The following is a 20,076-nucleotide window of genomic DNA, read 5'->3' as shown; positions in this document are numbered from 1 at the left end:
TTTTCATAATTATTATTTACTGTTATTTATTTACAGGTATAGAAACGTTTATACAAAGCCCTTTAATTTTCTTCATCATACTCTTTACACAAAAGTGCTCTAATATACCCATTTTCATTTGATGTTGACACAATATAAAAACCTCTTGCATAATAAAATCGAACCAAGTCCCTTACCTTGGATGCTGTATGAAGATAAACCTTTTTAACTCCAAGCTCTTTTAATCTCTCATCAACCACCTTCATGAGAGCTTTTCCAACACCGTTATTTTGATAGTTGAGTCTTACTCCAAACCTGCTTATATATGCTGTTTTGTCAGGAAAGATTTCAACCCTGATTGTGCCCACAATTATTCCGTCCATAAAAGCAACATAAACCTCTTTGGTATCAATATCCCTTTTTATATCCTCTTCAGTCTCATTCACAGCCGCATTTTTGGCAGGGTCAATACCTGCAAGCTCACAATACTTTGTAAACGCCTCTTTTGTTATCTCTTTTATAGCCTTTACATCGTCATAAGTTGCTCTTCGAACCACAAATTCCATTATTCTTTCCTCCTTCAATGCATAATTATAAGTTAAAAAGAATAAAAATGCAAGCATATATTTTGTAGATAAAAAAATTAAATTGTGCTAAAATGAATAAAGAATCAATGTTTGAGGAGTTTAAAAATTCGAAATATAGAGAAAGGATTTGAGAAAAGTTGCGAGTGCTTGGTATTGACCCCGGGATTGCGCTGACTGGTTATGGAATTATAGAGTCTAAAAATGGCTCAGAGTTTAAAGTAATCGACTATGGCAGAATAGAAACTTCGAGCAGTCTCAAAAAGTCGATGAGACTTTTACATCTTTATACTGAGCTTTGTAGCATAATTTCGCTGTATCAGCCTGACGTTGTTGCAATTGAAGAACTTTTTTTCAGTAAAAACTCCAAAACTGCTATCACAATTGGTGAGGCAAGAGGTGTGATTATTCTCACATGTATTCAGAATAACCTGAGCATTTACGAATATACCCCCTTGCAAGTTAAACAATCCATAACTGGATATGGTAGAGCAGATAAAACTCAAATACAAAAAATGGTAAAAAGTCTACTTGGTCTTTCTGAAATTCCTAAGCCAGATGATGTTGCAGATGCTTTGGCTGTTGCGATGTGTCATATACTGTCAAGCTCTTCGGTACTTTATCAGGAGGATGAAGTATGATAGATTCTATTGTGGGAACCATCCAAGAGGTATTTAATAATTATGTTATCCTCAATTACAATAACATATACATAAAAATATTTTGTAATAGCACAAAATTCTCTGAATTTTTAGGCAAAGAAAAGAGAGTGTATGTTAGCCTAAAGTTTAACGAAAATTTATCAGAGCTTGAATGTTACGGTTTTTTGACAAGGGAAGAAAGAGAACTTTTTTTGAAGCTACAGAAGGTAACCGGTGTTGGCAGCAAATTAGCTCTTCAGATTCTTTCATCAATAGATTATCAACAGCTTATTGTGGAAATTGCAAAGGGAAATGTGGCAAGACTTGAGAAGGTAAAAGGAATTGGGAAAAAAACTGCAAGCAGAATAATTCTTGAACTTAAAGAGACACTCAAGAAAGAGTTCAAAGTAGCTTCTACTTCAGGTACAGAAGAAAAAACTTATGAAAAGCTTGAAGAAATATCTTTAGCACTTTTATCCTTGGGATATGAGATAGATGAAATCAACCAGGTTCTTTCATCCGAAGATTTTTCTGAACTTTCTTTGGAAGATGGAATAAAACTTGCTTTGAAAAAGTTATCAAAGATTTGAGAAAAAACCAATTCAAAGAGGAATGAAATAAAATGGAGAGATTACTGGATAATAAATTTTCTATTGAGGATGTTCATGAGGAATCACTGCGACCAAAGACACTTGAAGATTATATAGGCCAGCAAAAAGTGAAAGAAAAAATAAAAATCTTTATTGAAGCTGCCAAAAAAAGAAAAGAACCTCTTGACCATGTACTCTTATATGGTCCACCTGGTCTTGGAAAAACAACATTGGCAAACATCATTGCAAATGAAATGGGAGTTGATATAAAAGTAACATCTGGCCCTGCAATAGAGAGAGCAGGCGATCTTGTTGCTATTCTTACGAACATTGGTGAAAATAATATTCTGTTCATTGATGAAATTCACAGATTAAACAGGACAATCGAAGAGGTTTTGTATCCTGCAATGGAAGACAAAAAGGTTGATATTGTGATTGGTAAAGGTCCGTCTGCGAAGACCATAAGATTGACTTTGCCACCTTTTACACTCATTGGAGCAACAACAAGGGCAGGTCTTTTATCATCACCGCTGAGAGACAGGTTTGGAATAATAGAAAGGCTTGACTACTACACAGTTGAAGAGCTGAGTCAGATTGTTATGAGGTCTGCCAGTATTTTAAAGTGCGATATAGAAAAAGAAGCATGCATAGAGATTGCAAAGCGCTCAAGAGGAACTCCAAGAGTTGCAAACAGGCTACTTAGAAGACTTAGAGATTATGCTATGGTAAAGCACACAGGAAGTATAACATATGAAGTTGCAAAAAGTGGTCTTGAGATGTTTGAGGTGGACGAATATGGACTTGACCTTGTTGACAGGAACATTTTAGAAGCAATAGTTTACAAGTTTGGTGGAGGACCTGTTGGACTTTCTACAATTGCAGCTGCCATTGGAGAAGATGAAGGGACAATTGAAGATATCTATGAACCTTATTTGATTCAGGAAGGTTTTTTAGTAAAGACTGCGCGAGGAAGAGTTGCCACTCAAAAAGCTATAAATCACATTGCAAAGATAAAGTTTAATGTCAAAGAAAGTGGTGATAAAAGATGAGGTTACTTATGCACACATGCTGTGGTCCTTGTAGTGTGTACCCTTTGGAAAAGCTAAGTGAAGAAGGGCATGAAGTTTTTGGGCTTTTTTTCAATCCAAACATTCATCCTTATACAGAGTTTAAAAACAGATTAGATTCAGCAAAGATTTTTTATGACCTGCGCGGTAAAAAACTTATTGTGATAGATGAGTACCCTTTGGAAGAGTTTTTACGAAACTGTGCTTTTAGAGAAAATGCAAGGTGTATTTATTGTTATTCTGTGAGGTTAGAAAGAACTGCCTTTGTTGCCAAAAAAAGTAGGTTTGATGCCTTTACAACCTCTCTTTTGGTAAGTCCTTATCAAAAGCATGAGCTTATAAAAGAACTTGGAGAAGCCATTTCAAAAAAGTACGAGATTGAGTTTTATTATAGAGATTTCAGGGAAGGATTTAGAGAAGGAAGGCAAAAAGCAAGAGAGATGGGACTTTATATGCAAAAGTATTGCGGCTGCATTTACAGTGAAAAAGAGAGGTTTTACAAGGAAACAAAATAATAAAGACACAAAGGGTTTTGAGGAAAATTTGCTATTGTAATGAATGCTGTTCAATGCTATAATATTGAATGTTGTTTTATAGCGCTCGCAAAGGGCAAATTGCTCCCGTAGCGGCGTGCAGGCAGAATTTGAAAAATTTCTTAAAAGCAGGAGGTATGGAAAAGAGGATGTATGCAATAATTGAAACAGGTGGAAAGCAATATAAGGTGCAGGAAGGCGACGTTTTAAAGGTTGAAAAATTAAAAGCTGATGTTGACTCTGTGGTAAAGATTGATAAGGTGTTGGCAATTTCGTCTGACGATGGGTTTGTTGTTGGAAAGCCATATGTAGATGGCGCATATGTTGAAGCAAAGGTTTTAGAACATGCAAAGGATAAGAAAATCATAGTATTTACTTACAAATCAAAAACAGGTTACCACAGAAAACTTGGACATCGCCAGTGGTATACAAAGATTCAGATAACAAAAATAGCAAAGTAAGTAGGTTAAATTGTCAACCATGATTGAAGCTACTTTTTTAAAATCACAAAAGAAAGGGTATTATAAAATAGTTGTCAAAGGGCACAGCCATTTTGCTCCGAAAGGTAAAGATATTGTTTGCAGTGCAGTCTCTTCAATAGTACTTGCAAATGTAAATGGCTGTATTGAGATATTGAAAGCTGAGCATTCGTTAGAACAAAAAGAAGGCTATTTAGAATTTGAAGTGCTAAATAACAATGAAGAAGTAACAAAGGGCTGTTCGCTTCTTCTTCAAACAGCATATTTAGCGTTAAAAGAGTTAGAATCTCAGTATCCAAAATATGTTAAAGTGGAGGTGAAAGAGGATGAAGTTAATATTTGACATTCAGCTGTTTGCACACAAGAAAGCTGGTGGTTCAACAAGAAACGGAAGAGACAGCGAGTCAAAAAGACTTGGTGTTAAAAGGTCAGACGGTCAGTTTGTTTTGGCAGGAAACATCTTGGTAAGACAGAGGGGAACTAAATTCCACCCAGGCAAGAATGTCGGTCGTGGTGGAGATGACACACTTTTTGCTTTAGTTACAGGGTATGTAAAGTTTGAAAACAAGAGAGGAAGAAAAGTTGTGTCTGTTATTCCAGCTGAAGAGATGGTTGCTGCTCAATAAAAATCTATTATGGTTTAACGCTTTTCAAAAAGAGGCAAACTGACAAAAGAGGTTTGTCTCTTTTTTTGTATCTTTTAGTTGTTCTTAAAAGAGGTGAGATATTCATGTTTGTGGACATTGCAAAGATTTATGTCAAAGCAGGGGACGGCGGAGATGGTATAGTAGCCTTCAGACGTGAAAAGTACATTCCAGCGGGTGGTCCTGCAGGAGGAGATGGCGGGAAAGGCGGAGATGTTATATTTGTTGCTGATAGGGAGCTGAACACCCTGCTTGATTTTAAATACAAAAGACATTACAAGGCACAAAATGGTGAGCGTGGCGGACCTAACAATATGCATGGCAAAGACGGCGAAGATTTGATAATAAAGGTTCCTGTTGGAACTGTAATAAAAGATGCTGAAACTGGTGAGATAATTGCTGACCTGTCGAGAGAAGGCGACAGAGCAATTGTTGCCCACGGTGGTAGAGGTGGCAGAGGAAATGCCCATTTTGCAACAGCCACAAGGCAAGTTCCAAGGTTTGCTGAGGTTGGGGAGAAAGGGGACGAGCTTTGGGTAATTTTGGAGCTAAAAGTCTTAGCAGATGTTGGACTGATTGGCTATCCAAACGTTGGTAAGTCAACATTCTTGTCTGTTGCAACAAACGCAAGACCTGAGATAGCAAACTATCCATTTACAACAAAGTATCCCAACCTTGGGATTGTATATATTAGCGAGGGTGAAAGCTTTGTTCTTGCCGACATTCCAGGGCTTATTGAAGGGGCAAGTGAAGGAGCAGGTCTTGGGCATCAATTTTTGCGACATGTTGAAAGGACAAAGGTTTTGATTCATATTGTTGATGTGTCGGGAAGTGAGGGAAGAGAGCCTGTGGAAGATTTTATGAAAATCAATGAGGAGCTGAAAAAATACAGTCCTGAGCTTGCCAGAAAGCCTCAAATTGTTGCTGCAAATAAGATGGACCTGCCGGATGCCCAGGCGTATTTTGAACTTTTCAAAGAAGAGATTGAAAAGATGGGGTATGAAGTGTATCCCATCTCTGCCGCAACAGGTATGGGTGTAAAAGAGGTTTTGAAAAGGGCCTATGAAATTTTGAAGCAGCAGAAAGCAACTGAAAGAGAAGAAGAAGATGATGAAAGACCACGAACGTTTGTGTATTACAAGAAAAAGGATGTAAAACCCCTGACTGTCAGAAAAGAAAATGGAGTTTATGTTGTGGAAGGTACAGTTGTAGAGAAGGTTGCAAGGAACATAGTTTTAAATGACCATGACTCATTCAGGTATTTTCAAAATTTCTTGAACAGGCTTGGAGTTTTTGACAGGTTAAGAGAGATGGGGATTCAGGATGGAGATATTGTGAGGATACTTGATGTTGAGTTTGAGTATTATGAATAAGTTTTAGATTAATCATAAAAATGGATATAGACAGAGAGGGAAAAATGAGGTAAAATAAATCACAAACAAAAAAAATCTTATAAAGGTTTGGAGGTCATCTTTTCTGATATGGAGTGCATCAATTGTGGGAACTGCAAGGTAGGAAGTACAACGTATTTTTGCTTTAAGGAAAATGGGTTTGTGGTAGATATGTCAAAGCAAAAGGTGGTTGAGAAGGTGAGAAGCGGCTGGAAAAAGGGGGATCCGGAGTACGAAAAGCAGCGGCGAAAGTCTCGAAAAGAAGTGGAAGTATAAGGTTAAAAGCGTCGGCAGAAAGGAGCTTGCCTTTCTGCCGTTTTAGTTTTGTGGGGAGGGAGAAAGGTGCTTACATCCAGACAAAGAGCAAAGCTAAGAGCAATGGCAAATACCCTTGATGCAATTGTTCACATCGGCAAGGAAGGCATTACCGAAAATGTGCTGAGACAAATAGATGAGGCATTGTCCAAAAGAGAACTTGTTAAAATTTCTATTGAGAAGAATTGCGAAATACAGCCCAAAGAGGCAATAGAAATGGTTTGCAGGAGTCTGAATGCTGAGCCTGTACAGGTAATCGGCAGAAAGATTGTGATTTACAGAAGGGCAGAAGAAAATCCAAGAATTCAGATTTAAAAAGTAGGGTATTGACGCTTATATTTTTAAATGGTATAATCAAGTCAAAAAATTAAATATCTCAAAATTACTTCTTATCAAGAGTGGCGGAGGGACTGGCCCAATGAAGCCCGGCAACCGGAAAAAGGAAAGTTTAATCCTTTTTCTTGGTGCCAATTCCAGCAGGTATTTTTTAGAATACCTGGCAGATAAGAAGTAAGAAGATTTTGAAAAAGTCTTCTTGTAGCTTATCTGCAGGAAGACTATTTTTTTATCTTTTTGCTTAAAGTACATTAAAAATTTTATGGAAGGAGAAAGAAGGAAATGGATGAAAGAAAGTTTGGTTTTGACACTTTACAGCTTCATGCAGGACAGTTTATTGACAGCCAGACAAAATCAAGAGCTGTTCCAATTTACCAGACAACCTCATATGTCTTTGATACGCCCGAAGAAGCAGCTGACCTGTTTGCTCTCAAAAAAGCTGGAAACATCTACACACGAATAGGAAATCCGACAACCGAAGTTCTGGAAAAGAGAATAGCTGCCCTTGATGGTGGTGTTGGAGCTGTTGCAACATCTTCAGGACAGGCTGCAATTACCTATGCGATTTTGAACATCGCAAGAAGCGGTGACGAAATTGTGGCTGCTTCAACCTTATATGGTGGGACATATACTTTGTTTGCTCACACTTTGAGAAAGCTCGGGATTAAAGTAGTATTTGTAAATCCAGATTATCCGGAGGAATTTGAAAAGGCTATAACAGAAAGGACAAAAGCCATTTTTGTTGAGACCCTTGGCAATCCCAACATAAATATTCCTGATTTTGAAGCCATTGCAGAGATTGCACACAAAAACCGAATTCCTTTTATTGTGGATAACACATTTGCAACTCCTTATCTGTTCAAACCAATTGAACATGGAGCTGACATTGTTGTATATTCTATGACAAAGTTTCTGGGCGGGCACGGTACATCAATTGCAGGTGCGGTTGTCGACTCCGGAAAGTTTGAATGGAACGAAAAATTCCCTGACCTGACAGAACCGGACCCGAGTTATCACGGGCTTGTCTATACAAAAGAGTTCGGCAATGCAGCATATATAACAAAGCTGAGACTTACACTGCTCAGAGATATAGGTGCATGCATATCACCGTTTAATTCATTTTTAATTTTACTTGGAATTGAAACACTTTCACTCAGAATGCAAAAGCATGTTGACAATGCAATGAAACTGGCAAAGTATTTAAGTGAACATCCAAAAGTAGAGTGGGTGAACTACCCGGCCTTAGAGGGTAACAAATACTATGACCTTTACAGGAAATACATGCCCAAAGGTCCGGGTGCTATATTTACATTTGGACCCAGAGGTGGTTATGATGCAGCAAAAAAAATAATTAATAATGTCAGGCTGTTTTCACACTTAGCAAATGTTGGAGACGCAAAGTCGCTTATTATTCATCCTGCGTCAACCACACATCAGCAGCTTACAGAAGAAGAACAGAGGCAGGCAGGCGTTTTGCCCGAGATGATAAGACTTTCTGTCGGTATTGAAGATATTGAGGATTTAATATATGATATTGAGAGTGCACTAAAGAAAGTGTAAAATAATTTTTAAGTTGAACTTATAGAGTAGCGATGAAAGATTGCTCCTTAAATAAAGGTTTTACTGATTATGTATGGGGCAATCTTTCATTTTATAATTTTTTGGTGGGGGTAAAAAAGTTGGAAAAATTTGAGTTTTGGGAAGAGGGCTACAAAAAGTTTGTAAAATTTGCGCACAACAAAGACTTTGTGCTGGAAAGTGGCAAGAGATTTGGACCAATAACAGTTGCATATGAGACATATGGTGAGATTAACAAAGAAAAAAATAACATAATTTTGATTACTCATGCCCTGACAGGTGACTCTCATGTTGCAAGACATTCAGAAGATGACCCAAAACCGGGCTGGTGGGACAAGTTTGTGGGACCGGGCAAAATGTTTGACACAAACAAATACTTTATTGTCTGCTCAAATGTTCTTGGTGGCTGTCAGGGGACAACAGGACCATCTTCAATTGACCCTGAAACCGGGAAGCCTTATGGGGCAAGGTTTCCTATTATAACCATAAAAGACATGGTAAATGTTCAGAAAAAACTTATGGAGGCGCTTGGGATAGATCATATCCTCTGTGTTGTTGGTGGGTCAATGGGGGGTATGCAAGCTTTAGAGTGGGCTGTGAGCTACCCGGATTTTATGGATGGAGTGATAAATATTGCATCGCCGCTGAAACTCAATGCCCAGTCTATTGCCTTTAATGAGGTTATGAGAAGAGCTATTATGGCAGACCCTAACTGGAACGGTGGAGATTACTATGACAAAACAGGTCCTGCTCAAGGTCTTTCTATAGCAAGAATGCTTGGCATGATAACTTATCAGTCAGACAAATTAATGGATAGAAAGTTCAATCGGAGAATGAAAGACCCTGTTGAGAGCTTTTTTGAATCCTTCAATACCGAGTTTGAGGTGGAGAGCTATCTTCACTATCAGGGTATGAAACTTGTTCAGAGGTTTGATGCAAACACCTATCTTTATCTCACACGTGCAATGGATCTTTATGACTTGGAAAGAACATATGGTAGTGAAGAAGAAGCGCTCAAAAGGATAAAAGCCAAGTTTCTTTTAATAGCAATAACCTCTGATATTCTATTTCCGCTGAGCCAGATGAGGCATATGAGAGACAAGCTTCAAAAAGCAGGTGTTGATTTGGTTTACAGAGAGATTGAGTCAGATTATGGTCATGACTCTTTTTTGGTTGAAGAAGACAAGTACAGGGATATAATTGTTGAGTTTTTGGAATTACTTTATAACAAGGAGATGATAAAATGATTTTGAGAGTGCTTGGAGCAAGGGGACCATATCCTGCCAAAGGTGAGGCAACTTCCGGGTATCTGCTTGAGACAAAAAGTGGTAATATTCTGATTGACTGTGGAAGTGGTGTTCTGGCAAAGCTTTTGGAGTATACAACTTTTGATGATATTTCTTTTATTATCTGCTCACATCTTCATGCTGACCACACAAGTGATCTTGGGGTTTTGAGGTACTATTTCGCATCCCGTGGCAAAGAGATAGACCTTTTTATTCCATCTGAGCCACAGGAAGAGTACAATTTGATTAGAAAAGGTGTTTACAGAGTGAAAAATATTGAAGAAAATATGCAGATAGAGATGGGAAGTGTAAAACTTTCATTTTTTGAAGGTCAGCATCCTTATAAAAGTTTTGCTATTAGGATAGAAGAGGATGGGAAGATCTTTGTTTTTTCTGGCGATACTGGATACAAAGAGGATTTTATAAACTTTTGCACAGGTGCAGATTTGCTTTTGTTAAACAGTGCATACACAGACGAAGAGGTTGAAAAGATTGAAGAGTCAAAAAGGTACCATATGAGTCCCAGACAGGCGGCAGCTATTGCAAAAAAAGCAGGTGCAAAGCTTCTGGTGCTGACACATTTAAAACCGGAATGTGACGAGAAAAGACATTTGGAGAGCGCAAAAGAAGTTTTTGAAAATACAGTTTTGGCAACACAAAAAAGGATAATAGAATTTTAATGATTGCTTGTTATAAAGGAGATTTTTATATATCATGTATGGCGATGCTCACAGTGATACATTAACAGAGTGTTTTTTCAAAGGGCAGGATTTGGAAGAGAATTCTCTTTGCTTTGATTTAAAAAGGGCAAAAAGTGTGGGTTTAAAACTTCAGTATATGGCGATATGGCAGGATATCAGACAAACGGTGCTGATAGGTTTGCAAAGGGGATAAATGGCATTGAGGATTTGCCCAAAATTAAAGAAGTGCTTGGTAGGTTTGGATTTTCAGATGATCAGATAAGTGATATTCTCTACAATAACCTTTTGAACTTTACACGAAAATTTTTAAAATGAAACTTTTTTATTTTAAACTTGCGTTTTTATATATAAACTCCCCATATTTTCGTAACATTGATATTGAAAAATGCATATAAATATGATATAGTATTGCAAAAACAAGTTGAAAGGGCGAAGGGAGCAAAAATGAAGTATTCACAGAAAGCACTGGATATTTCAGCATCACCAACCCTGGCAATAGACGCTCTGGCAAAGAAATTGAGAGAATCCGGTGAAAACGTAATTGGGTTTGGGGCAGGTGAACCGGATTTTGATACCCCGGAAAACATAAAATACGCAGCTATTTGTGCTATTGTCAGGGGGTATACAAAATATACACCGGTTGCCGGAATTTTATGTTTAAAAGAAGCTGTTGTTAAATATTACAAACAGAATTACAATTTGGAGTATTCTCCTGATGAAGTTGTTATTTCGAATGGGGCAAAGCATTCTCTTATGAATGTATTTTTTTCTCTTTTGAATGAAGGCGATGAGGTACTGCTTCCAACTCCTTACTGGGTTACATATCCGGAGCTTATTAAACTTGCAGGTGGCAAAGTGGTGGCTGTGCCAACAACAAAAGAAGCAAATTATAAGATAAGTAGCAAGGTATTGCAAAAATATCTCACATCTAAAACAAAAGCGCTTGTATTAAATTCTCCGTCAAATCCAACGGGTATGGTATATACATATGAAGAGCTAAAAGATATTGTGGAATTTTGTATACAGAATGATATATTCATTATTTCAGATGAGATTTATGACAAACTCATATACGATGATCAAAAGCATATTTCTGCTGCCTCTTTTGGCGAAAAAGCAAAAGAACTTACCATAATTGTAAATGGTGTTTCGAAATCCTATGCAATGACCGGCTGGAGAATAGGGTATACTCTTTCTAACAGAGATCTGGCAAAGATTATGACAAATCTTCAGAGTCACACAACCTCAAATCCAAACTCAATAGCCCAGTATGCTGCATATGAGGCTCTCAGTGGAAGCCAGGAGAGTCTCAAGAAAATGGTAGAAGAGTTTGCAAAAAGAAGGGATTTGATATATGAACTTGTAAATGATATTGAGGGACTTAGCAGTATAAAGCCACAGGGTGCGTTTTACATCTGGGTTGATTTGTCGGGCATTATTGGCAAGAGCTTTGAGGGGAAGATTATAGACAGTGCAAATACGTTTGCAAAGCTTCTTCTGGAAAGCGAAAAGGTTGCGGTTGTTCCGAGCGAAGGATTTGGAATGGAAAATCATATAAGGCTATCATACGCCACATCTGAAAATAATATCAAAGAAGGTCTGGCAAGAATAAAGAGGTTTGTTGAAAAGCTCAAATAAAGGTATAATGGATATTAGTGAAAACAAGTTAAAACAGGGGAAGTGAGAAAAGTTGCACCATGTTTATGAAACACCGCTGAATTCACGTTATGCAAGCGATGAGATGAAAAGACTTTTTTCTGATGACACAAGATTTAAAATTTGGCGAAAGCTATGGATTGCTCTGGCAGAGGCGCAGAAAGAGCTTGGGCTTGACATCTCTGATGAGCAGATAGAAGAGATGAAAAAATTCGCCGAAGATATAAATTACGATGTTGCTAAGCAAAAGGAAAAAGAGCTCAGGCATGATGTGATGGCGCATATTCATGCGTTTGGTAGGCAAGCCCAAAAGGCAAGACCGATTATTCACCTTGGTGCGACAAGCTGTTTTGTAACAGATAATGCAGACATTATTATAATGTATGAGGCAATGAAAATAATCAGAAAAAAGCTTGTCAACTGTATAAAGGTTCTATCTGAATTTGCACTTAAGTACAAAGACATGCCGGCTCTGGGATTTACTCATTTTCAGCCTGCTCAACTGACCACGGTTGGAAAAAGAGCAATGCTGTGGGTACAGGATTTGGTCATGGACCTTGATTTTCTTGAATATGTAATGGACCATACGTACTTGAGAGGCGCAAAAGGGACAACAGGAACACAGGCAAGTTTTATGGCACTTTTTGATGGTGATGAAGAAAAGGTAAAGAAATTGGATAAGCTTGTATGTGAAAAGATGGGGTTTAAAAAGAGTTTTCCGCTCACATCCCAGACATACCCGAGGAAGTTTGATTATCTGGTTTTATCAGGGCTTGCTTCAATTGCACAAAGTGCTTATAAATTTGCGAATGATATAAGACTTTTGCAGCACTTAAAGGAGATAGAAGAGCCATTTGAGAAGACACAGGTCGGGTCATCTGCCATGGCATATAAGCGAAACCCTATGAGATGTGAACGCATCTGTGCTCTTGCAAGATATGTTATGGTGAATATCCAGAATCCTCTATTTACAGCATCTGTGCAATGGCTTGAGCGTACTCTGGATGACTCTGCAAACAGAAGAATTTCTATTCCAGAGGCATTTTTGGCAACCGATGCTATTTTGAATCTTTATCACAACGTTGCAAGCGGTCTTGTTGTATATGAAAATATGATAAAAAAACATATTGCCGAGGAGCTTCCATTCATGGCAACAGAGAATATACTCATGGAAGCTGTGAAGCGCGGCGGTGACAGACAGGATTTGCATGAAAAGATTAGAACATATTCCATGCAGGCTGCTCAGAATGTAAAAGAATTTGGCAAAGAAAACAACCTGATTGAACTTATATCTAACGACCCGAGTTTTGGACTTTCAAAAGAGGAGATTGAAAACATTTTAGATCCCAGAAAATTCATTGGAAGAGCACCATCTCAGGTTACCGAGTATTATGAAGAATATGTAAGGCCCATACTGGAAAAGTACAGGAATGAGCTTGATTTTGAATCAGAAGTGAATTTGTAAAAATAAAACAAATAGGCTGGGGAAATTACCAGCCTATTTTTGTATCATTTACTTATTATTTCTGTGAATTCTTTATAAAGGCTTCTCAGTACCTGCTGATAGTCCTTTTCGCCTGTTTCTACAACTTCCATGAGTTTTTCAAGCTCTCTTGTGGTTTCTTCATTTACATAGTCCTGATAGTTCTGTGCAAGATAGGAATACACCTTTCTTCCCAGGGCGGTTGAGCGAATTCGCCTGAACTTGTCCTCAAATACATATCCTCTTTTAAAAAGCGTCTCAACCATCTTGGCATAGGTAGAAGGCCTTCCTATATTTTTTTGTTTCATTTCCTCAATTAATGTTGCCTGGGTAAATAGAGAAACTGTATGCTTTTTGTAGCTTCTTTTTTCAGCAAAATCATACACCCCTGTTTCCAATCTTGAGAAAATCTGAACTGGATTGAATAAAAGCCAGCCTTCTTCCACAACCTCCACAGGCATCTCTTTTTCTATTTCCTGATTATCAAGCCTGAAAGTCAGCTTTTGAAACTTTACAACCGGGTTTTTTAGCTGGCTTGCCAGAAATCTATTGAAAATAAGTTCGTACACCTTAATGTGGTTGGCTGTCAGGTTATTTGCAAGCCTTTCACTTGAAAGCTCTTTTAACTCTGCAGGTGAAATTGGTTTAACAGGTCTGATTGCCTCATGTGCACCCTCAGTACCGAAACTTCTGCCAGCAAACAGTTCTTTTTTACCTATCTTTTCTAAATACAGCTTTGCAACATTTTGTCCTGTAAGTGATATTCTGTTTGAATCGGTTCTATGATAGGTTATAAATCCATGCTCAAACAGAAACTGTAGAATTTCCATGATTTGTTGCACACCAAGGTTCAATCTTTGTGATGCCACTGATAAAAGTGAAGGGGTGTTAAACGGCAGCAAAGTATCCAGCTCTTTGTCAAGCTCATCCTTTATCTGCACAAAGACTTTATCAGGATCAACTTTGCCTTCTGTTTCAAACCCAAAGCCGTTCTCAAGGCGCAAAAATGTGAACTCTTTCTGGCTTTTTGCATATTCTTTTTCTCTTTCAATAATCCAGCCAAGGATTGTAGACTGAACTCTTCCTGCTGATAGATTGAAGCTTTGAAAATTTTTCTGGAGTTTTGAGCTCAGCTCAAACCCCACCCATCTGTCTTCAATTCTGCGCACAATCTGGGATTTTACAAGATTTGTATTAAAGTCACGCTGATTTTTTATAGCATTTTCAAAACCGAATTTTGTTATCTCATGCATCTCTATTCGTCTGAGGTTCTGGTTTACAGGCTTCAGGTACTGGGATATATCCCACGAAATTTTCTCTCCTTCAACATCCGGGTCTGTTGCAACCAGAACCTCATCCACCTCAAGCGCTATCTCACGGAGTACTTTCAATATCTCCTTTTTATCATCAATTTTTTCAGAGTTGCACCTGGGACACGCAGAGTATTCATCTGTGAACTGTGCAAAGCAGCTTGTACAGCGTTTGATGGAGTTATAATATGGGATAAAATTGCCATTTGATATCTCTACACCATAAAGCCCTGTTTTGGTGTCAAGGTCGTACACATGCCCTTTTGAAGCAGTAATTAACAGAATTCCATCTGGCAGGACAGACTCATATACAGAAAGCCTGCCGTATTTTCTTGTTGAAGCTTTCTCCAGAAATTTGGAGATTGTCTCGGCTTTTGTAGGCGATTCAACAATCATAAGCCTTGATTTCAAATCGGAGGATTTCTGGTTTGTTAGAGCCTCAATTCTGCTAATCTCTACTTCCTTGATCAAATCTTCAAGCTTTACCTCATCTTCGGTTTTCCACTCTTCATCAAGCAAGAACATAAGCCTTGACCTGAGACTTTCAAAAAGAAGATTGTCTTCTTCAAATAAAATTGAGACTCCTTTTGTCAGAGTGCTTCCAAGCATTCGTGATGTTCTACCGGAGCCCTGGATGTATGTGAAAACATCCGGAAAGCAAATCTGACCATTTTCTGATATTTTCAGGTGAGCAAAAGATTTCCTGACAAAGTCAGCCCACCTGTCAAGAGGAATGTATTTTTTAGCAATGTCTCTCAATCTTTCAGCCTGCAATTTTTCAACATTTTTAAAATAGCTTTTGAGTTTGGGATGTTCATCAAGATAGTCAAGAAACACTCTCTCCAGCACAAAACGTGGTGCTTTTTCAATATCTGATGAAAACCTGAAAGAAGGAGTTCCCCAGAATATTGTATACTTTATCCTCAGCGGCAGGTCTATTCCTCTTACAAGCTTACCATAGTATGAGTATATACCGCATAGAATTTTTAATTTTCCTTCTTTAAAGAGTTCAAAACTCTTTTCAAAGTCTTCCCACGTCTTGCCGACATTGATACCCTCATTTTCTAAAAAGTTGGTTATTTCTTTGCCCTCATCTTCATTCTCTACAAATAACAAAATTCCATCGCTGAGAACTCTAATTGTTTTGAGAAGCTTTTCTTTTGATTTTTCTGCAATTCTTATATTTGTAATGTTTCGTACACTGAAGGTGAACCTGCCTATCTCAAACCCGAGCAGTTCTCTGAACAGCAGAGGTTTTAATCCCTGTGGTCTGGCAGTTGCAGAAGACACTATCAAAGTGCCTGAAGACAAAGAAGAGTTTACTGAATTTAAATTTGATTCAAAAGCTTTGTTGCCCTTTTTGAGATTTTCAAGGGTCTTTTCAATTGTGTTTTGGTCAATTCCAATCATTTGCAGAAGGGTGTCAATATTTTTTGAAGATTTTAATACAGCATCAACATCATCTACGAATACAAGAGAAAATACCTTTTTTGCAATGTCATCCTTTCGCTTTGATATAAACTGCGATGAGACAAGCAAAATATCAAACTGATCAGTTTCAAAACTTTTTTCAAATTCTTCCTTTTCTATTTTTTTCATTGATGATTTATATGCCAGAATTTTAACATCCAATCTTTCTCTATTTGCAAATTCCAAAAGTCTTTGCTGAGCCTGCTGAACAAGTGACACAGTGGGGAATATCAAAGCAACCTTCTTTCGTTTTTTTGCAAGCCATAGAGTGGCAACAAGCCCGAATGTGGTTTTACCAAGTCCGGTTGGTGCAATCAGTGTAAAGCTTTTTGAGAGCAAAAGTCTTCTTGCCCAGAGTCTTTGATACCCGGTCATTGGCTTGCCAACTGTTGAGACAAAAAATTTTTCAAATTCCCTGTATTCGTTTTGAAATGCTAAAAAGTTGGCATAGTCTTTTAAATTATGAGTCTGAGTCAAGTATTCCAGGATGTTTTCTTCTTCCGAGGGCAGACATTTTTCACATGGTAAACCTTTCTGGTTTCTTGTATCTGAATTAATACCACCGCAGTTTATACATGAATGGTAATATTTAGCGCCGGTTGACAAACACAACTCCCCTTTGTTTCGTTTTGGTTAAATTAAATTTTGGTTTTTCCCAATTTTCAAATATACTAAGGATTTTGTTTAAATTCAATATTAAAAAAGCTGCCCGCAGTTTATAGTTTTAACACAGGGCAGCTTTTTAAAACTTCTGGTTATTAATGTTTGTTTATTTTAAGTCAAATCTCTGTTTTATAATCTCAACAGCCTTTTCTTCATCCTTCTGGTCAATCAAATATGAAATATCTATCTCGCTTGTTGTTACCATCTTGAGCTCAACCCCTGCTTCTGCCAGGGTTGTAAAAAGAGATGCTGCAACACCCGGCAAATCTCTCATAGCCTCACCGTATATACTCAGTTTTGTCAGGTTAGAGATTATATCGATTCTAAGATGTGGTATTTCCTTTTTGAATTTGCTCAGGGCTGAGATTGCCTTTGGTACATTTTCTTCATCAAGGCTAAAGGACAGATTTATGTTTCCTTTATAGGGTGCTGTCTGACTTATCATATCAATGTTTATTCCATGACTTGCCAATTCACTAAAGATTGACGCAATCAAATCTATTTTGTTCGGCACATTATCAAGGGTTATCATGGCAACATTTTGGGTAACATTTAAATTTGTAACAGGCTTCAAATTCAAAACACCTCACATCGAGTTAATCAAATCTTTCATATTATATATACCCGCACTTTTACCCGCTATAAACATTGCAGCTTTGATTGCACCATTTGCAAAGATTTCCTTTGAAAGTGCAGTATGTTTTATCTCTATGATTTCATCGGGACCAGCAAATATTACACTGTGCTCACCAACAATTGTACCTCCACGCACAGAAAAGATACCTATTTCATTTTGAGATCTTTTCTTTCTTCTTGTGTGTCTGTCATAGATGTATTCATAGCTGTTGTTTGCAACCTCATTGATGGCATCAGCCAGCATAAGTGCCGTGCCGGACGGTGCATCAATCTTTTGATTGTGATGTTTTTCAATAATCTCAATGTCAAATCTGCTTCCCAGCGTTCTGTATGCCTTTTGTATAAGCTCTGCCACAAGGTTAACACCAAGTGACATGTTGGCAGACCAGAAAACTGGTATCTCTGTTGCAGCTTTTATAATCTTTTCTTTCTGCTCGCTTGTAAAACCTGTTGTGGCAATTACAACAGGTTTTTTCGTTGCTTTTGCAAACTCCAAAATGGTTAGTGTTGCCTCTGGCAATGAAAAGTCAATTATTACATCAAATTCTTCCTTTATTTGAAATGGATTGCTGTAAACAGGATAGTCAAAGTTCTGTGTGGTGTTCAGGTCAACACCTGCAACAACTTTTATATCATCATATGTTTTTGCAACTCTGCTCACAACCTGACCCATCTTGCCATTGCAGCCATTGAGTAAAACTCTTAGCATTTGTACATCACATCCATTCATGTTTATTTTATTGGGTGTTTTAAAGAAATTGAAATGTGCTTTTTTATTCTCTTATTTTGATTCCATAGTCAATAAGGGCTTTTTTAAGTATCTCTCTATTTTTCTCAGTCATTGTGGTAAGAGGAAGTCTTGGCTTTCCGACATTAAAGCCCATCATATTCATAGCTTCTTTTACAGGTATTGGATTTACCTCAATAAACAATGCTTTGATAATCGGAAGAAGCTTTAGCTGCAGCTCTTTTGCCTTTTGTATCTGCCCGTTTAAGAAATACTCAACAATGTCATGTGTTTCATCAGGCAGAATGTTTGCCAAAACTGAGATTACACCAATTCCACCAACAGAAAGCACCGGTACTATCTGATCGTCATTTCCTGAGTAGATATCAATTTCAGGGCAGAGCATGGCAATCTCTGCAACCTGTGTTATGTTTCCGCTTGCCTCTTTGATGGCTTTGATGTTAGAAAGCTTTGAAAGTTCCTTCATGGTCTCGGGAAGTAGATTCAGTCCTGTTCTTGATGGTACATTGTAGACAATTATAGGAATTGACACAGCATCATTTATTTCCTTAAAGTGTTCAATCAAGCCTTTTTGTGTGGTTTTGTTGTAATAAGGTGTTACATGCAAAAGACCATCTGCACCAAGCTCCTGTGCTTTTTTGGAAAGATAAACAGCATGTTTTGTGTGGTTACTGCCAACACCTGCAATGACAGGCTTTTTGCCGGCCACCCTGTCGATTACAAACCTGATCACTTCTAAATGCTCATCGTCTGGCATTGTTGAAGGCTCTCCTGTTGTCCCGCAAACAATGATAGCGTCTGTCTTGTGCTCTAAATGAAAGTCAACCAGCCTGCCAAGTGCTTCAAAATCCACGCTGTCTTCGTCTTTGAAAGGAGTGATTAACGCAACACCTGAGCCCTTAAAAATTGACATAACAAAAACCTCCCATTTATCCAAAACTTTAAATTACAATCGTATGTTATTATTTCAATTAAAGAAATACTCAATTACCTTCTCGGCTATCTGGACAGCATTTGTGGCTGCGCCTTTTCTGATATTGTCAGCAACAACCCATAAGTTTACGCCACTTTCAACAGATTCATCTCTTCTGATTCTTCCAACATAAACTTCGTCCTTGCCGGAGACATAGATTGGCATTGGATACAGAAGATTTGCAGGGTCGTCCTGAACAACCACACCGGGTGCACATCTTAAAATTTCTTTTAGCTCTTCTAAATCGAACTGTTTTTCAAATTCAACGTTAATTGACTCGCTGTGACCATTGAACACGGGTACTCTCACAGTGGTTGCTGTGATTTTGATAGAGTCATCGTGCAAGATCTTTCTTGTTTCGTTTATCATCTTCATCTCTTCTTTTGTATATCCATTTTCCAGGAATACGTCAATATGAGGAATCACATTCCCTGCGATTGGATACGGAAATTTCTTTGGCGGTGCACCTTTTAACCCTTCTTCCAGATCCAGATATCCTTGATATCCGGCACCTGAGACTGCCTGATATGTTGAATATACAATTCTCTTTATTTTATATTTGTCATGTAAAGGTTTTAGAACAACAACTGCTTGAATTGTTGAGCAGTTTGGATTTGCAATAATTCCTTTGTGCCACTTTATATCTTCTGGATTCACCTCTGGAACAACCAGAGGAACATCTTTTTCCATACGCCATGCGCTGGAGTTGTCAATTACAATACAGCCTCTGGAAGCTGCAATTGGTGCAAAATGAAGTGATGTTGATGCACCGGCTGAGAACAGAGCAATGTCTATTCCCCTGTCAAATGAGTCTTCTTTTAGCTCTTCAACAACATATTCCTTTCCCATAAATTCAACCCTGCTGCCGGCTGACCGGCTTGATGCAAAAAGGTAATACTCTTCAACCGGAAGATTTCTTTCCTCCAGTACCTTCAAAAAAGTTCTCCCAACCATACCGGTTGCGCCTACTATTGCCATTTTGATCTTTCGTGCCACTTTCTATTTACCTCCTC

At 38.0% G+C, this 20,076-nt stretch carries 22 protein-coding genes and 1 riboswitch; of the genes, 16 read left to right on the top strand and 6 right to left on the bottom strand.

What is annotated here, in order from left to right:
- Positions 1 to 62: 62 nt before the first annotated feature.
- Positions 63 to 545 carry a GNAT family N-acetyltransferase gene (locus OTK00_RS07990; RefSeq protein ID WP_011917090.1) on the bottom strand — a complete coding sequence of 161 codons (483 nt, stop codon included), beginning with the start codon at positions 543 to 545 and terminating at the stop codon, positions 63 to 65.
- Between the two features lie 158 nt (positions 546 to 703).
- Here OTK00_RS07990 and ruvC point away from each other — a divergent pair, with 158 nt between their 5' ends.
- The 16 genes from ruvC to purB all read left to right on the top strand — a co-directional run bounded on the left by ruvC (position 704) and on the right by purB (position 13,245).
- Entirely contained in the window at positions 704 to 1,204 is a 501-nt protein-coding gene (gene ruvC, locus OTK00_RS07985) for a crossover junction endodeoxyribonuclease RuvC (RefSeq protein WP_011917091.1), read from the top strand.
- Positions 1,201 to 1,794, top strand: coding sequence for a Holliday junction branch migration protein RuvA (gene ruvA, locus OTK00_RS07980; RefSeq protein WP_011917092.1), 594 nt, complete (start codon positions 1,201 to 1,203; stop codon positions 1,792 to 1,794). The genes ruvC and ruvA overlap by 4 nt, the downstream gene beginning before the upstream one ends.
- Positions 1,795 to 1,826: 32 nt before the next feature.
- A complete protein-coding gene (ruvB, locus tag OTK00_RS07975; RefSeq protein ID WP_011917093.1) occupies positions 1,827 to 2,843 on the top strand; it encodes a Holliday junction branch migration DNA helicase RuvB in 1,017 nt (338 codons plus the stop codon).
- On the top strand, positions 2,840 to 3,376 hold the full coding sequence (locus OTK00_RS07970) for an epoxyqueuosine reductase QueH (protein WP_045169789.1): 537 nt from the start codon (positions 2,840 to 2,842) through the stop codon (positions 3,374 to 3,376). The genes ruvB and OTK00_RS07970 overlap by 4 nt, the downstream gene beginning before the upstream one ends.
- Before the next feature lie 167 nt (positions 3,377 to 3,543).
- Positions 3,544 to 3,855 (top strand): 50S ribosomal protein L21, encoded by a 312-nt coding sequence (rplU, locus tag OTK00_RS07965; RefSeq protein WP_011917095.1) that lies wholly within the window; start codon positions 3,544 to 3,546, stop codon positions 3,853 to 3,855.
- A gap of 19 nt (positions 3,856 to 3,874) precedes the next feature.
- Complete coding sequence (locus OTK00_RS07960) at positions 3,875 to 4,216, top strand: ribosomal-processing cysteine protease Prp (RefSeq protein ID WP_011917096.1); 342 nt, start codon at positions 3,875 to 3,877, stop codon at positions 4,214 to 4,216.
- The gene (rpmA, locus tag OTK00_RS07955; protein ID WP_011917097.1) at positions 4,200 to 4,499 is read left to right on the top strand and encodes a 50S ribosomal protein L27; all 300 of its coding nucleotides are present in this window, start codon (positions 4,200 to 4,202) and stop codon (positions 4,497 to 4,499) included. Before OTK00_RS07960 ends, rpmA begins: the two co-directional genes overlap by 17 nt.
- 104 nt (positions 4,500 to 4,603) lie before the next feature.
- Positions 4,604 to 5,890: a GTPase ObgE gene (obgE, locus tag OTK00_RS07950; protein ID WP_045170203.1), complete on the top strand. Its 1,287-nt coding sequence runs from the start codon at positions 4,604 to 4,606 to the stop codon at positions 5,888 to 5,890.
- Positions 5,891 to 5,998: 108 nt separating this feature from the next.
- The gene (locus OTK00_RS07945; protein ID WP_045169788.1) at positions 5,999 to 6,184 is read left to right on the top strand and encodes a hypothetical protein; all 186 of its coding nucleotides are present in this window, start codon (positions 5,999 to 6,001) and stop codon (positions 6,182 to 6,184) included.
- Positions 6,185 to 6,250: 66 nt separating this feature from the next.
- Positions 6,251 to 6,538, top strand: coding sequence for a ribosome assembly RNA-binding protein YhbY (gene yhbY / locus OTK00_RS07940; protein ID WP_045169787.1), 288 nt, complete (start codon positions 6,251 to 6,253; stop codon positions 6,536 to 6,538).
- Between the two features lie 71 nt (positions 6,539 to 6,609).
- Positions 6,610 to 6,733: riboswitch (SAM riboswitch) on the top strand.
- A gap of 108 nt (positions 6,734 to 6,841) precedes the next feature.
- Positions 6,842 to 8,119: an O-acetylhomoserine aminocarboxypropyltransferase/cysteine synthase family protein gene (locus tag OTK00_RS07935; protein ID WP_045169786.1), complete on the top strand. Its 1,278-nt coding sequence runs from the start codon at positions 6,842 to 6,844 to the stop codon at positions 8,117 to 8,119.
- Between the two features lie 119 nt (positions 8,120 to 8,238).
- Positions 8,239 to 9,384 carry a homoserine O-acetyltransferase MetX gene (gene metX, locus OTK00_RS07930; protein ID WP_045169785.1) on the top strand — a complete coding sequence of 382 codons (1,146 nt, stop codon included), beginning with the start codon at positions 8,239 to 8,241 and terminating at the stop codon, positions 9,382 to 9,384.
- On the top strand, positions 9,381 to 10,103 hold the full coding sequence (locus tag OTK00_RS07925; RefSeq protein WP_045169784.1) for an MBL fold metallo-hydrolase: 723 nt from the start codon (positions 9,381 to 9,383) through the stop codon (positions 10,101 to 10,103). Before metX ends, OTK00_RS07925 begins: the two co-directional genes overlap by 4 nt.
- Positions 10,104 to 10,268: 165 nt before the next feature.
- Positions 10,269 to 10,439, top strand: a complete 171-nt coding sequence (locus tag OTK00_RS07920; RefSeq protein ID WP_157841026.1) for a membrane dipeptidase — start codon at positions 10,269 to 10,271, stop codon at positions 10,437 to 10,439.
- Positions 10,440 to 10,568: 129 nt separating this feature from the next.
- Entirely contained in the window at positions 10,569 to 11,762 is a 1,194-nt protein-coding gene (locus OTK00_RS07915; RefSeq protein WP_045169782.1) for a pyridoxal phosphate-dependent aminotransferase, read from the top strand.
- Positions 11,763 to 11,814: 52 nt separating this feature from the next.
- Positions 11,815 to 13,245, top strand: coding sequence for an adenylosuccinate lyase (gene purB / locus OTK00_RS07910; protein ID WP_045169781.1), 1,431 nt, complete (start codon positions 11,815 to 11,817; stop codon positions 13,243 to 13,245).
- Between the two features lie 44 nt (positions 13,246 to 13,289).
- Here purB and rgy read toward each other — a convergent pair whose 3' ends face one another.
- The 5 genes from rgy to OTK00_RS07885 all read right to left on the bottom strand — a co-directional run bounded on the left by rgy (position 13,290) and on the right by OTK00_RS07885 (position 20,041).
- A complete protein-coding gene (rgy, locus tag OTK00_RS07905; RefSeq protein WP_045169780.1) occupies positions 13,290 to 16,649 on the bottom strand; it encodes a reverse gyrase in 3,360 nt (1,119 codons plus the stop codon).
- Positions 16,650 to 16,812: 163 nt separating this feature from the next.
- Positions 16,813 to 17,280: an ACT domain-containing protein gene (locus OTK00_RS07900; RefSeq protein WP_045169779.1), complete on the bottom strand. Its 468-nt coding sequence runs from the start codon at positions 17,278 to 17,280 to the stop codon at positions 16,813 to 16,815.
- Positions 17,281 to 17,292: 12 nt separating this feature from the next.
- Positions 17,293 to 18,051: a 4-hydroxy-tetrahydrodipicolinate reductase gene (dapB, locus tag OTK00_RS07895; protein ID WP_045169778.1), complete on the bottom strand. Its 759-nt coding sequence runs from the start codon at positions 18,049 to 18,051 to the stop codon at positions 17,293 to 17,295.
- Positions 18,052 to 18,115: 64 nt separating this feature from the next.
- A complete protein-coding gene (gene dapA / locus OTK00_RS07890) occupies positions 18,116 to 19,003 on the bottom strand; it encodes a 4-hydroxy-tetrahydrodipicolinate synthase (protein ID WP_045169777.1) in 888 nt (295 codons plus the stop codon).
- A 54-nt stretch (positions 19,004 to 19,057) separates the two neighbouring features.
- Positions 19,058 to 20,041 (bottom strand): aspartate-semialdehyde dehydrogenase, encoded by a 984-nt coding sequence (locus OTK00_RS07885; RefSeq protein WP_045170202.1) that lies wholly within the window; start codon positions 20,039 to 20,041, stop codon positions 19,058 to 19,060.
- Positions 20,042 to 20,076 lie beyond the last annotated feature (35 nt).

It is taken from the genome of Caldicellulosiruptor morganii, from assembly GCF_026810225.1.
GTDB lineage: Bacteria > Bacillota > Thermoanaerobacteria > Caldicellulosiruptorales > Caldicellulosiruptoraceae > Caldicellulosiruptor > Caldicellulosiruptor morganii.
This window is presented reverse-complemented; position numbering and strand designations above follow the sequence as displayed.